We start from the raw sequence: 13,352 nt of genomic DNA, 5'->3' as shown, positions 1-13,352 counted from the left end.
TGTTGGATGGCAAGGCGCGCCCGCAGGCAATCAGCTGACCGCTGCTGCCGGGGCGCGTCCATAGATATCAGTAAAGCGTACGATGTCGTCTTCGCCCAAGTACTCACCGCTTTGCACTTCGATCATCACCAGGTCGATCACCCCGGGGTTGGTCAGGCGGTGGGTGCGGCCGGGCTTGATGAAGGTCGACTCGTTGGTGTCGAGCAGGAACTCCTCTTCACCATTGGTCACGCAGGCGATACCGCTGACCACGATCCAGTGCTCGCTGCGATGGTGATGCATCTGCAACGACAGCGATTCACCCGGGCGCACCATGATCCGCTTGATCTTGAAGCGCGGGCCTTCTTCGAGCACGGTGTAGGTGCCCCAGGGGCGGGTGACGGTGCGGTGCAGGCGGTAGGCTTCATGGCCCTGGCGCTTGAGTTGCTGGGCGATCACCTTGACCTCTTGGCTGCGCGCGGCATCGGCGATCAGCAAGGCATCCGGGGTGTCGATGACAATCAGGTTGTCCAGGCCGACTGCCCCCACCAGGCGCCGAGGTGCGTCGATGTAGCAGTTGCTGACGTCGTGCAGCACGGTCTCGCCATTGCAGTGGTTGCCTTGGGGGTCGGTCTCGCGCAGCTCGCGAACCGCTTCCCAGCTGCCGATATCGCTCCAGCCCAGCTCGCAAGGGACGACGGCGACCTGGGTCGATTGCTCCATCAGTGCATAGTCGATGGAGATATCGGGGGCCTGGGCGAAGCTGTCTGGGTCGAGCTCCACTTGCAGGGCGCGATCACCTTGCTTGACCGAACTGACCTGCATGCACTGAGCTACGCTTTCCAGCACTTCTGGCGCATGCGCTTGCAGCTCGCGCAGCAGGGTGTCGACGCGTAGGCAGAACATGCCGGCGTTCCACAGGTGGCGACCGCCGTCGAGGTAGGCTTGCGCGGTTTGCGCATCGGGTTTTTCGACGAAGCGCGCGACTTTATGGCCAAGCTGCTCCAGCGCCTGGCCCTGCTCGATGTAGCCAAAGCCGGTTTCTGCACGGCTGGGGCGCAAGCCAAAGGTACACAGCCAATCTTGATGGGCCAGTTGCGCGGCCTGGGCGACCGCTTGCTCGAAGGCGGGCAGATCCTGGATCAGGTGGTCGGCCGGCAGAATCAGCAGCACGCTATCCTCGCCATAGTGGCGCGCGCAGTGCAGCGCCGCGGCGGCGATGGCGGGCGCGGTGTTGCGCCCACAGGGTTCAAGGATGTAGTCCAGGGCGACGTTGAACGCGTTGACCTGGCGATATTCATCTTGAGTGCGGAAGAACACATCGCGGTTGGTCACCGTCAATACCCGTTCCACGCCCGCGAGGGCACTGGCGCGGGCAAAGGTCTTCTGCAGCAGGCTCTCGCCGTCTGGCAGACGCATGAACGGCTTGGGCATGGCCTCGCGGGAAACCGGCCAAAGACGTGTGCCGGCACCGCCAGCGATGATACAGGGGATCAGAACGCTCATTTCACAGCCTCGAAGCAAGGCGCTTGGGACAGCGCGATCAAAGGGACTTTCGACCAAAGAAGCAGCGACCTGTCAGGCGTCTGGCGAGGCAAAAAGTCAATTAAATGACTTTTTGGTCCGTCATCTTCCGTGATGGCCAAATATTTGTCGATGATGCACCTCTGGTCCCTGGGTTTCAATGTCATTTGTGTTAATACGGCTATTTTCTGACGCAATTGCCCTCTGGGTGCAGCAATTCGCCCTCGGCCATGGTCGAGATTGAGGTAGCAACCTTTTTTGGTTTTCTTGGGGGCACAGGTCATGGGCGAGCGCAAGGCAATGTTGGTCCTGCACGGCAAGCAGGCCTTGAATGAGCAAGTGCGCGAGGCGGTCGGCGCCATGCGTGAACGGGGCTGGACCCTGGATGTGCGCTTGACTTGGGAAGGCGGCGATGCACAGCGTCTGGTCAGCGAAGCGCTGCAGGCCGGTTACAGCCATATCGTCGCCGGTGGCGGCGACGGTACGCTGCGGGACGTCGCCGAGGCCATGGCGCAGGCCAGTAGCCACGCCAGCCTGGTGCTGTTACCGCTGGGTACCGCCAACGATTTCGCCAAGGCTGCCGGCATACCTCTGGAGCCCGCCGAGGCGTTGGTTTTGCTCGAACAGCCAGCGCATTCGATCGACCTGGGCAGGGTTGGCGATCAACTGTTCCTGAACATGGCCACCGCAGGCTTTGGTAGCCAAGTCACGGCCAATACCTCTGAGGATCTGAAAAAGGTCTTGGGCGCTGCCGCCTACCTGTTCACCGGACTGTCGCGTTTCAGCGAGCTGCAAGCGGCCTCGGTCGAACTGCAAGGGCCGGATTTCCAATGGCAGGGGGATTTATTGGCATTAGGGATTGGCAACGGTCGTCAGGCCGGCGGCGGGCATGTGCTGTGCCCGGACGCACTGGCCGATGACGGCCTGCTCGATATTGGCATCCTGCCCGCCCCGCAGGAAATGGTCGGCGCCTTGCGAGACCTGTTGGCCGGAGAGGGGCTATTCGTTCGTGCGCGCTTGCCTTGGGTGGAGATCAAAAGCTCGCAGGGCCTGGACATCAATCTCGATGGCGAGCCGCTGCAGGCGGACAGCTTGCGTTTCGAGGTGCTGCCCTCGGCCTTGCGGGTGCATTTGCCAGCAGGCTCGCCGGTGCTTAGTCGTCCAGACTGATGATCTTCTCGCGCACGGCAAACAGTACCAGGCCGGCGACATCGTAGATCTGCAGGCGCTTCATGATCTGCGAGCGGTGGGTTTCCACGGTTTTGATCGAAAGGCCCAGGCCGTTGGCGATTTCCCGGGTCGACTTGCCACGCACGATCAGCCGCAGGATCTCCAATTGGCGTGCGGTAAGGTTGTGGCGGTCGGCGCCAAGCGGCTTGCCATTTTGCGCGTGTAGCAGGGCCTGATTGATTACCGTGTGCGCAATCGCCGGGCTCAGATAGCGCTCATCGGCGCGCAATGCAGTGAGCGCCTGCTCCAGTTCAGTAGCAGTGGTGTCCTTGAGCAGGTAGCCATGAGCGCCGCTTTCCAGCGCGCGCATGATCAGCTCTGGATCGGTGTGCATTGACAGAATCAGCACTTTGCAGGTGTGGCCGTTGGCGCGCAGGTAGGTCAGTGCATCCAGGCCACTGGTCGAGCGCATGGAAATGTCCAGCAGCACGATGTCTGGATTCAAGCGCTTAACCAGGTCGAGCAATTGATCGCCATCATCGGCTTCGCCGACCACCAGATAGCCCGGGATGTCGGAAACCAAGGCGCGAACGCCCGCGCGGATGAGCGAGTGGTCATCCACCAGCAATAATCTACAGGTCATGGGTGGCGGGGGTCCTGGCGCGTTCATGGGTGCGCGGTGGCCATGGGAACAGGGCCTCGATTCGGGTGCCCTGATCGGGCTGGCTGATGACGGTCAGGCTACCTTGCAGCGCGGTCGCCCGCTCGTGCATGCCAGCCATCCCACGCTGCCCGGCCTCGGCCGGGTTGTGGGCCGGTATGAAGCCACGGCCGTCATCCTGGATGGTCAGGGCCAAGCCTTCTGGAGTGCGCCGCAGATGGATCTTCAGATTGCGCGCTTGAGCATGGCGCAGCATGTTGGTCACCGCCTCTTGGGTAATCCGGAAGGCCGCCATGGTTGCCGCTTCGCAAATGCCGCCCAGGCGCTGCTGGCACTCCAGGCTCCAATTAACCCCGCTGTTGGCCAGGGTGCGCACCAGGTGCGCGCGCAGGCTCGCTTCAAGGCCCAGGCTGGCCAGTTGGCGCGGGTTGAGCAAGGCAGAAACATCGCGCACGTTGGTCAAGGTGTCGTCGAGGGTCGCGCGCAGGGTGGCGCATTGCGCTTGCAGCTCACCGGGGATGCGCCGTTGCAGCCAGTCGAGCTGCAGCTTGGCGGCCGTCAACAGCTGGCCAATGTCATCGTGCAGTTCACGGCTCAAGCGCTGGCGTTCGCTTTCCTGGACCTTGAGCATTCGATCGGCAAGCTCGGCCGGGCGCAGGCTGATCGAGCGAGCCCAATGACGCAGTTGCCAGCCGACCCCGGCCATGGCGATTGCCTGCAGCAGAAGCAAGCCCAGGGACATGGGTAAGGCTTGGCAATACAACACCAGGTTGGCCGCCAGCGATGCCACGCACAGCACAGTGGTCGTCCAGCGCAACACGGCGATGCGGGAGCAGCGACGCTGTGGGATCTTCAAGCGTAGGAGCATAGATAGGAAAGCCACTGAATTATTGCTGTTGGAGGCCGTGCACGTGTCTGACCAGAGGCTTGGGCATCCTGCGTTCAATCAATCGCCGAGTGCGTATTCAATTGATGGCTATCTGCGATGCCTGCATTCGTTTGCGCGCATGGTATCACTTCAAGTTCATTTGGTCGCGGCTGGCTAACAGTCTGAAACCTCAGGATTTACGGGGCACTGGGGAGGTGTGGCGTCGCATCCTAAACTAGCAAAATGCCATTATCCGGTGGATTGTCTGTGTTCAACATTCAACTAAGGTGTTGCGCCGTGCATTACTGCGGTCTGAACTTTCCCTATATTTTTAAGTTTGAGCCTGTAAAGGTAGTTACTTGCAATCTAGTTGCCGGCCTGGCGCTGGCTTTATTTACCCTGGTGATGGTGATGGAGCGCCGGGTGCGGGTGGTTGCAGAGGTGATCGTTTGCCTGGCAAGGCGCACACGTTTGCGTAAACGGCTGGCCTAGAGCATTGGCCAGTTCACCGAGTAGCTGGGTCTGTTCGCAGGTGTCCAGGTTCAACCGCCCAGTGCGTGCATCGACCAGCTCCAGTTGCCAGGCAAGCAGGGTCAGGCAGGCGCCCACTGCTGGCAGGGCTTGCGCTTCGAGCTGTGGGTGCTGGCACGCGGGTGCGAGCAGCTGTCCCAGTTCGTTGGCATAGTGAGCCACTTCCTGCAGGCCCAGGTCATTCGCCCGCTGCGCCAGCATGCCCAGGGTGTCATCCAGGCAATGGCAGGCATCAGGGTCGTTGTCGATCAGCTCAAGGTGTTGCAGGCACTCTTGGGCCTTGGTCAGCAAGATCTGCGCATCCAGCAGAAACTCCTGCAGCGCGCTGCTGTTCAGCGGGGTGCTATCCATCATGAGGCTCCAGCGTGCGAGGCTGAAGCAGGGCTGGGCCACACCAAGTCGATCGCGTGCAAAAGCCTGACTCCGTTCATGCAATGAGAATGGCGTCACATTAATGGCTAATGGATATCGCGAACATCAGGTTGCACCCGATTGCTACCTAGGGGAAACCCTGATAGGTGGTCGGGTTGGGACACAAGTCCCAGGTGTGTTCGGGCAGGAGATGTGGCAGCAGTAAAGCATGATGGTAAAGTGATATCAATCGTCCCGGCGGCTTTTTCCGTGAGGGGTCAAGCTGCGCTCAAAGTCGCCGATACAGGACAGATGATTTCACTTTTCCCGACTCAAGCCTGGGGGTTTTTCCAATGGCCGGCATTCTCGATACGGTAGACCAACGCACCCAACTGGTAGGTGAGAACCGCCTGGAAATCCTGATGTTCCGCCTGGCCGGTCGCCAGTTGTTCGCGATTAACGTATTCAAGGTCCAGGAAGTCCTGCAGCTGCCCAAGCTGACCCTGATGCCGCAGCGTCATGCCTTCGTCTGTGGGGTGGTCAACCTGCGCGGGCAGACCTTGCCGGTGATCGACCTGTCCCAGGCCATCGGCATGCGTCCTCTGCAGCCGGGGCCTGATAGCACCATTATCGTCACCGAGTACAACCGTTCGGTGCAAGCCTTCCTGGTGGGCGGTGTCGATCGCATCGTCAACATGAACTGGGAGGCGATCATGCCACCGCCGACCAGCGCTGGGCGTCAGCACTACCTGACCGCTATCACCAAGGTCGAGGAGAAGCTGGTGGAGATCATTGACGTCGAGAAAGTGCTCGCCGAGATCGTTCCGTACAGCGCCAAGGTCTCCAATGACAAGCTCGCCGACCCGATCCTGGCGCGCGCCCGCGGGCGCGAGGTGCTGTTGGTCGATGACTCCACCGTGGCTCTCGCGCAGTTGCGTGACACGCTGTCGCAGCTGGGGGTCAAGCTGCACGTGGCCAGCGATGGCCTCAAGGCTTTACGCATGCTCAAAGGCTGGGCCGATGCGGGCGAGGATGTCTGCGAAAAGCTGTTGATGATCTTTACCGACGCGGAAATGCCAGAGATGGATGGCTATCGGCTGACCACCGAAATTCGCTCCGATGCGCGCCTGCGCGGGCTTTACGTGGTGCTGCACACCTCGTTGTCGGGTAGCTTCAACGAATCGATGGTGAAGAAGGTAGGGTGCGACAACTTCCTCTCCAAGTTCCAGCCGGATCGTCTGGTGGATGTGGTGCGCCAGCGCTTGTTGCTTGATCACGCCCCCGCTTGAGCACTGCGCGCGCCGCCCGCCGGGTATAAGCTAGGCGTTTTCGACTGGCATGAGGCGGGCAGGGATGTTTCTGAGTGCGTTGTATCGGTATCCGGTGAAGTCGTGTCAGGCGCAAAGCCTGGTGACCAGCGCAGTAGATCTGCTGGGGTTGCAGGGTGATCGGCGTTGGCTGGTGGTGGAAGAGTCCAATGGCCGCTTTCTTACCCAGCGGGCCTGGCCGCGGCTGACGCAGCTTGAAGCCAGCCTTGGCCCGACGGGGCAGTTGCTGCTTCAAACGCCTGGGCAGATGCCGCTGGAAGTGGCTGTGCCGGGCGTGGATGACGACCTGCGCGGGGTGACTATCTGGCGTGACACCTTGCGCGTGCCGGATGCCGGCGATGCGGCAGCGGCTTGGCTCAGTGAGTTGCTCGGCAAGCCGGTACGCCTGGTGTACTGCCCGCAGCAGCGTGCACGCTACCTGCCGAGCGGGTATGGACTGAACAGTGATCGGGCGGCGTTTCCGGATGGCTTTCCGTTGTTGCTGATTGGGCAGGGCTCGCTCGATGAGCTGAATCGGCGGATTGGCCGGGACATGGAAATGCTGCGGTTTCGGCCGAACCTGGTGGTGCAGGGGGCTGAGCCTTTTGCCGAGGATGGCTGGAAGCGGATTCGTATTGGTGATCTGACCTTTCGGGTGCTCAAGCCTAGTGTGCGGTGCATTCTGACTACGCTTGATCCTGGGACGGGGGAGCGTAGTGCCGATCGGGAGCCTTTGGCGACGCTGAAGACGTTTCGGGAGCGGGAGGGGGATGTGCTGTTTGGGCAGAATCTGGCTGCGGATGGGGCGGGGGAGATTGCGGTTGGGATGGGGGTTGAGGTGCTTGAGTAGGTTCGGGGGTTCTCGCGTTATGAGATATCCATGCTGATTTCCTGATTTCCTGTGTTTTGTGTGATTATCCATTCGCGATGGTGGCATTTAGGCACCTTTCCGCCCTTACGGCGGGTCACTTTTGGCAGTCGCCCCAAAAGTAACCAAAAGGTCTGCGCTCCACCATCCGGCCCTACGCTGCGCTTCGGGTCCCCTCGCTTCGGTGCCTTCCGGGCCCGCGCGGCCTACGATTTGCTGCGCAAATCTACATCTCGCGCCTTCGGCTACGCCGAAGGGTGCTGACGCACCTGGCCCTCCAGACACCTACGCTCGGCCTCCTGAAGTCGCGAAGTTAGTGGCGGCGCCTGGCCTGGCGTTATCTGCCGATAGTGACAGGTGTGGTGGATGCTCTGGCCTCTTCGCGGGCTTGCCCGCGAAGAGGCCAGAACAAACAACACAAAACAGAAAAATCAAAATTTGGCTTTGGCTTTGGCTTTGGCTTTGGCTTTGGCTTTGGCGAGAGCGCAGCGATTCGCCTGCTCTTGATGTTCGTGCACGCAGGTTCAGACGCCGCAGATTCGCGACTTCAGGAGGCTGAGCAGAGGCGTCTGGAGGGCCAGGTGCGCTAGCACCCTTCGGCGTAGCCGAAGGCGCGAGATGTAGATTTGCGCAGCAAATCGTAGGCCGCGCGGGCCCGGAAGGCGCCGGCGCGAAGGGACCCGAAGCGCAGCGTAGGGCCGTATGCAGGAGCGAGCGGCTTTGCCTACTTTGGCCAAGACCAAAGTAGGCCGCCGTAAGGGCGGAAGGGGCCAGTAGCGCCGCCCCCTCAAATGGATAAGCTCAAGTCTCTAAAAGCCCAAGCCCCCCCTCACATATCGTCAAAATACCGCTCATGCCAATCCACCAAAGGCTGCGGCGAATTCAGCTTCTGCCCATAAATCACCGAATAAGACAGCACGTTCTGCACATATTGGCGCGTCTCATCGAATGGAATCGACTCAACCCAAACATCGAAACTCAAATGCTTGGCCCCCTTGAGCCACTGCCGCACCCGCCCAGGCCCAGCGTTGTAGGCCGCCGAGGCCAACACCCGGTTGCCATTGAACTGCCCATGCACCTGGCTCAAATAAGCCGCACCCAGCTGAATGTTCTTGTCCGGATTAAGCACCTGCGAGGGTGAGGCCAGTGGAATACTGAACTTGCGCGCAGTTTCCTTGGCCGTGGCCGGCATCAACTGCATCAGGCCGCTGGCACCCACCGGAGATCGAGCATCTTCCATGAAGGCACTTTCCTGCCGGGTAATGGCAAACACCCAGCTGGAGTGCAGGCCACGGACCTTGGCCTCACGCACCAGGGTATCGCGGTGTGCCATCGGGAAGCGGATGTCCAGGTCGTCCCAGTACTGCGCCTGGCTAATGGTGCGAATGGCCGGGAAGTACCAGCGCAAGTCGTACGCCAGGCGCGCCTGGGCGACCATCTCGTCACGGTTGAAGTGCCGACTGACGTGGTACCACTCACGGCGCCCCTCAACGATCTGGCCGCGCGCATGGAATTCCAGCGCGCGACGGATACCTGGGGTATTACGCACCTTGTTGACCAGCTGCGGGCTCGGCACCAGCGGCCTGTTGTTCAGCTGATAAGGCGTCTGCGCCCGATCGGCTGCAAGGAAGCCATAGAAGTCGCGCTCACGAGCCACGGTCTTGTACAGCAGCGGGATCTGCGGGTTGTTCGGCTGGGCGAGCTCCAGGCTACGGGCCTGCCAGTAGCGCCAGCGGCTGCTGCTGGCCAGGTCTTGGGGCAGGCGCTTGGTCAGTTCGTAAGCTTCTTCCCAACGACCCAGACGCAGCAGTAGGCGCAGGCGCCATTCGCTGACGGTGTTATCGCGCAGCTCAGGATCGTAGCGGGTCATCAAGTCCAGTGCGCGTGGGTCGTAGCGGCGCGCCAGGGTCAAGCCGATTTCGCGAGCGATGGCGACCTTTTCGTCGCGCGAGAAGTGCATGCGCTGGGCGTAGTCATCGAGCAAGGCCATGGCCCGTTCAGGGTTTTGGCGAGCGAGCCGGCGCAGGCCCAGGCTGACCACGTCGGACATCGCTTCATTGACCGGGGTAAAGCGCGAAGGCTGGTTGAGCAGCTCGGGCTTTTGCGCCACATCGATCAGCAGTTTGCCTTGCGGGGAGAGGGAGGTCAGGGTCTTTACCAAGCTGTTGGCCAGGGCGTAGTTACGCGTTTGGGCAGCAAGCTTGGCGCGTTCCCAGCGCTTGGCCTCGGTCAGTTGGCCTTCGGCTGCCCACATCGCGAACAGAGTGTCGCAGGCCGCCGGTTGCGACTTGCCGACGTTCCACAGTTTTTCGGCGCTGGCAAAGCCTTCGGCGCGTTTGCCATGGCTGAGCTGATACTGGCCATTGATGCAGTCCAGTTCGGTGAAGTTGAGCTTGGGGTCGTAATACTTGGCGAACGTGTTCCATTCGCCGCGCTCGGACAGCCAGCGCAGCCAACGTAACTTCATCCAGTTGGCTTGAGGCAGATCGCCGTGCTTGGCGAGGAAACCTTCGATTTCTTCGTTGCTGGCGCTTTTCAGGCGGGCGGTCAGTTCGTCATAGGCCAGGTAGGGCGTCAGTGGATAGTCACGCAAGGCCTGCGAGTAACGCAGGTAGGGGCCTTTGTCACCTTTGGCCAGCGCACGTTTGGCTTCGTCGTAGTACTGACGTTGCTGGGTAAGGTCGGCGGCCTGCGCCGCACTGGCAGTGGCGGCGGTGATCAGCAGGCAAGAAGCAATCTGTAACAGGCGGCTGCGCATGATACGTCCGGGCAGTTGAACCATGGGAAAGTGACGGCGAGGCCAGCACTGTTGTATTGCGTAAGCTTAGCCGTTTGCGCGCTGGCGGTGAAAGCACTGCGCTTGTATCCAACTGTTAAGTTCGACCAGATGTCGCAAAGCGTTTCCACTGGCGTTGACTTGATGCCGGCAAGGGTCAAGTCAGGTAGAATGCGCGCCCAGTTTTTGGAGATGATCATGACCTTACTCAAATTAAGCGATGTGTCCCTTGCGTTCGGCGCCATGCCGCTGCTGGACAAGGTTTCCTGGCAGATCGCCCGTGGTGAGAGGGTGTGCATCATCGGTCGCAACGGCACGGGCAAGTCGAGCATGCTGCGCCTGGTCAAGGGCGAGCAGAAGCCCGACGATGGTGCCATCTGGCGCGCCCCGGCGCTGAAGATCGGCGAACTGCCGCAGGAACTCCCGGTGGCCGACGAGCGCACCGTGTTCGATGTGGTCGCTGCCGGCCTGGATGGCGTCGGTGAGCTGCTCGCGCAGTACCATCACCTGAGCCAGAACATCCACAACGATGAAGACCTGGACAAGCTCATGCATGTCCAGCACGAGCTCGAAGCGCGTGACGGCTGGCGCCTGCAGCAAGTGGTCGACAGTACCCTGAGCCGCCTGCAACTGCCGGCCGACAAGACCCTGGCCGAGCTCTCCGGTGGCTGGCGTCGCCGGGTACTGCTGGCCCAGGCGCTGGTGTCCGAGCCGGACCTGCTGCTGCTCGACGAGCCAACCAACCACCTGGACATCGGTGCCATCGCCTGGCTTGAAGAAGCCCTGAGCGGTTTCAACGGCGCTGTGCTGTTCATTACCCACGACCGTTCCTTCCTGCAGAACCTGGCTACACGCATCCTGGAATTGGACCGTGGTGGGTTGATCGACTGGAACGGCGACTACGCCAGCTTCCTGGTGCACAAGGAAGCCGCACTGGCCGCTGAAGAAACCGCCAACGCGCTGTTCGACAAACGCCTGGCCCAGGAAGAGGTATGGATCCGCCAGGGCATCAAGGCCCGGCGGACCCGTAACGAAGGTCGCGTGCGCGCCCTCAAGGCCTTGCGTGTCGAGCGTGGTGAGCGCCGCGAGCGCCAGGGCAAAGCCAATATCCAGATCGAGTCGGCGGAAAAATCCGGCAAGCAGGTGATGGTCCTGGAAAACGTCAGCTTCGCTCACCCGCAAGGGCCGATGCTGGTCAAGGACTTCTCCATGGTGCTGCAGCGCGAGGACCGTATCGGCCTGCTGGGCGCCAACGGTACCGGCAAGACCACCCTGCTCAAGCTGATGCTCGGCGATTTGCAGCCCACCGGCGGCAAGGTCGAGAGCGGCACCAAGCTGGAAGTGGCTTACTTCGACCAGATGCGTCACCAGCTCGACCTGGAAAAAACCGTTATCGAAAACTTGGCAGAAGGCCGCGATTTCATCGAGATCGATGGGCAGAACCGCCATGTCCTGAGCTACCTGGGCGACTTCCTGTTCAGCCCGCAGCGTGCTCGTACGCCGGTCAAGGCGCTGTCGGGTGGTGAGCGTGCGCGTTTACTGCTGGCCAAGCTGTTCAGCAAGCCGGCCAACCTGCTGGTGCTGGACGAACCGACCAACGACCTGGACGTGGAAACCCTCGAGCTGCTCGAGGAGGTGCTGTGCAACTACAAGGGTACGGTACTGATGGTCAGTCACGACCGGGCCTTCCTCGACAACGTGGTCACCAGCACCCTGGTGTTCGAGGGCGAGGGCAAGGTGCGTGAGTATGTCGGCGGCTATGAAGACTGGATCCGTCAGGGCGGCTCGCCGAAGCTGCTGGGCGTGACCGAGAGCAAGGGCGGCAAGTCCGAGCTCAACAGCGCTGTGGTGGAGAAATCGGTTGAAGCGCCGGCGCCGGTTAGTGCAGCACCGGTGGCGGATGCCAGCAAGAAGAAGCTCAGCTACAAGCTTCAGCGTGAGCTGGAAGCCTTGCCGGGGCAGATTGATGTGATCGAGCAGGCCATGGCCAAGCTACAGGAAGAAGTCGGTTCGCCGAGCTTCTACCAGCGACCGATCGGGGAGACCTCGACGGTGCTGGCCAAGCTTGAGAAGCTGCAGGCCGAGCTGGACGTGCTGGTTGAGCGCTGGGCTGAGCTGGAGGGCTAAGGTTCGGCACTTGCGGTGATTGGGCGGGCCTCATCGCGGGGCAAGCCCGCTCCCACGCCCCTGGCACTGAAAGCGCTGGCGTGGGAGCGGGCTTGCCCAGCGATGGGGTCAGCCTGAACCCTGCGGCGCTCAGCTTTCCTTCTTCTGCAGACGCACTGCCAGCACATCGCACGGCGCACCATGCAGCACGTCATTGGCAGTGGAACCCAGTAGCAGCGCCAGGCCATGACGACCATGGCTGCCGACCACGATCAGGTCGCACTGTTGATCCTTGGCCAGCTGATGAATCTCTTGGCGCGGCTGGCCGTAGACCAGGTGCGAATCACCGCGGTTGATATCGGGATACTTGTTGTACAAGCGCTCCATGCGCTCCTTGGCCTGGTCGAACTGCTGTTGTTGCAGCTGCGACAGGTCCATCGGCACGTCACCGCCAAAGGCCATGGCCATCGGCTCGACGATGTGTACCAGCGATACCTTCGCGCCGTTAGCCAGAGCGATCGCCTTGGCGCGCTTGATCACCGGGTCGCATTCTTCGGTCAGGTCGACGGCGACCAGAATATGTTGGTATTCCATGGGTGGTACTCCTGACAATCGCGATAGTAGAAGTATGGTCGCTTTCGCGCCGATTAACGTGAAACCTGGCTAACCAGCTCATTTGCAACGCTTTATGGGATCTACAGATATGACGGTATGGCTGGTGGTGTCAATCCTTGCGCTGATTCTCAGCCCTCTGGCGTGGTTGCGCCCCTCACGCAAACAGAGCGAGCAGATGAACCTGCGCCTGGAGGGTCGGCGTATGGGCCTGGCCATGCAATTGGCACCGCAGCAGTGGCCGCACTGGCTACAAGACCAGCCGCCAAGCCCTTGTCCGCAGTACCATCGGGCGCGGCGCAAAGGGCGCGACGATTGCTGGGCCTACTGGCAGGTGAGTCCCGGGGTATGGTGGAACACGTGGCGTGAGCCTTGTGCCGATCCACGCCTGACCGAGCAATTTGCCCGCCTGCCAGGCAATGTCTACCTGGTCGAGGCCAATACCCAGATGATCGCTCTGTACTGGGGAGAGCGCGGCGATAGCTCTGTGTTGCAGAATATTGCCCAGACCTTGGAAACCCTCGCTTAAACCATCGAAACGACATCGCGGGGCAAACCCGCTCCCGCGTTAGCGTGGAGTGGGCTTGCCCCGCGATGCG

The 13,352-nt window shown here is 61.2% G+C and carries 12 protein-coding genes; 5 read left to right on the top strand and 7 right to left on the bottom strand.

Translation table 11 applies throughout. The annotated features are described in order from the left end of the window. Nucleotides 1–30: 30 nt before the first annotated feature. Nucleotides 31–1,485, bottom strand: a complete 1,455-nt coding sequence (locus HU737_RS13835; RefSeq protein WP_186556316.1) for a mannose-1-phosphate guanylyltransferase/mannose-6-phosphate isomerase — start codon at nt 1,483–1,485, stop codon at nt 31–33. Between the two features lie 300 nt (nt 1,486–1,785). On the opposite strand from HU737_RS13835, the gene yegS reads away from it, so the two are divergent. Beyond that, the gene (gene yegS, locus HU737_RS13830) at nt 1,786–2,673 is read left to right on the top strand and encodes a lipid kinase YegS (protein WP_186556317.1); all 888 of its coding nucleotides are present in this window, start codon (nt 1,786–1,788) and stop codon (nt 2,671–2,673) included. On the opposite strand, the gene HU737_RS13825 is transcribed toward yegS, so the two are convergent. From HU737_RS13825 to HU737_RS13815, 3 genes are all read right to left on the bottom strand, one after another. After that, entirely contained in the window at nt 2,657–3,316 is a 660-nt protein-coding gene (locus HU737_RS13825) for a response regulator (RefSeq protein ID WP_186556318.1), read from the bottom strand. The two genes, yegS and HU737_RS13825, sit on opposite strands and share 17 nt — an antisense overlap. Beyond that, the gene (locus HU737_RS13820) at nt 3,306–4,202 is read right to left on the bottom strand and encodes a sensor histidine kinase (protein WP_186556319.1); all 897 of its coding nucleotides are present in this window, start codon (nt 4,200–4,202) and stop codon (nt 3,306–3,308) included. Before HU737_RS13820 ends, HU737_RS13825 begins: the two co-directional genes overlap by 11 nt. Before the next feature lie 390 nt (nt 4,203–4,592). Then, nucleotides 4,593–5,084 (bottom strand): histidine kinase, encoded by a 492-nt coding sequence (locus HU737_RS13815; RefSeq protein WP_186556320.1) that lies wholly within the window; start codon nt 5,082–5,084, stop codon nt 4,593–4,595. A 353-nt stretch (nt 5,085–5,437) separates the two neighbouring features. Between HU737_RS13815 and HU737_RS13810 the strand changes: the two genes are divergently transcribed. Together HU737_RS13810 and HU737_RS13805 are read left to right on the top strand one after the other, a co-directional pair. Then, nucleotides 5,438–6,373, top strand: coding sequence for a chemotaxis protein CheV (locus HU737_RS13810; protein WP_186556321.1), 936 nt, complete (start codon nt 5,438–5,440; stop codon nt 6,371–6,373). A 64-nt stretch (nt 6,374–6,437) separates the two neighbouring features. Next, nucleotides 6,438–7,241, top strand: coding sequence for an MOSC domain-containing protein (locus HU737_RS13805; protein WP_186556322.1), 804 nt, complete (start codon nt 6,438–6,440; stop codon nt 7,239–7,241). Between the two features lie 847 nt (nt 7,242–8,088). Here the strand turns inward: HU737_RS13805 and HU737_RS13800 are convergent. After that, a complete protein-coding gene (locus HU737_RS13800; protein WP_186556323.1) occupies nt 8,089–10,017 on the bottom strand; it encodes a transglycosylase SLT domain-containing protein in 1,929 nt (642 codons plus the stop codon). Next, nucleotides 9,978–10,235 (bottom strand): hypothetical protein, encoded by a 258-nt coding sequence (locus HU737_RS13795; protein ID WP_186556324.1) that lies wholly within the window; start codon nt 10,233–10,235, stop codon nt 9,978–9,980. Before HU737_RS13795 ends, HU737_RS13800 begins: the two co-directional genes overlap by 40 nt. Here HU737_RS13795 and HU737_RS13790 point away from each other — a divergent pair. After that, nucleotides 10,234–12,162: an ATP-binding cassette domain-containing protein gene (locus tag HU737_RS13790; protein WP_186556325.1), complete on the top strand. Its 1,929-nt coding sequence runs from the start codon at nt 10,234–10,236 to the stop codon at nt 12,160–12,162. The two genes, HU737_RS13795 and HU737_RS13790, sit on opposite strands and share 2 nt — an antisense overlap. Before the next feature lie 129 nt (nt 12,163–12,291). On the opposite strand, the gene HU737_RS13785 is transcribed toward HU737_RS13790, so the two are convergent. Continuing rightward, entirely contained in the window at nt 12,292–12,735 is a 444-nt protein-coding gene (locus tag HU737_RS13785) for a universal stress protein (protein WP_186556326.1), read from the bottom strand. Between the two features lie 109 nt (nt 12,736–12,844). Between HU737_RS13785 and HU737_RS13780 the strand changes: the two genes are divergently transcribed. Next, the gene (locus HU737_RS13780; RefSeq protein ID WP_186556327.1) at nt 12,845–13,282 is read left to right on the top strand and encodes a hypothetical protein; all 438 of its coding nucleotides are present in this window, start codon (nt 12,845–12,847) and stop codon (nt 13,280–13,282) included. The last annotated feature ends 70 nt before the right edge of the window (nt 13,283–13,352 follow it).

The organism is Pseudomonas urmiensis, assembly GCF_014268815.2.
GTDB lineage: Bacteria > Pseudomonadota > Gammaproteobacteria > Pseudomonadales > Pseudomonadaceae > Aquipseudomonas > Aquipseudomonas urmiensis.
Note: the sequence above shows the minus strand (reverse complement) of the source record. Positions and strands in the feature narration are given on the sequence as shown.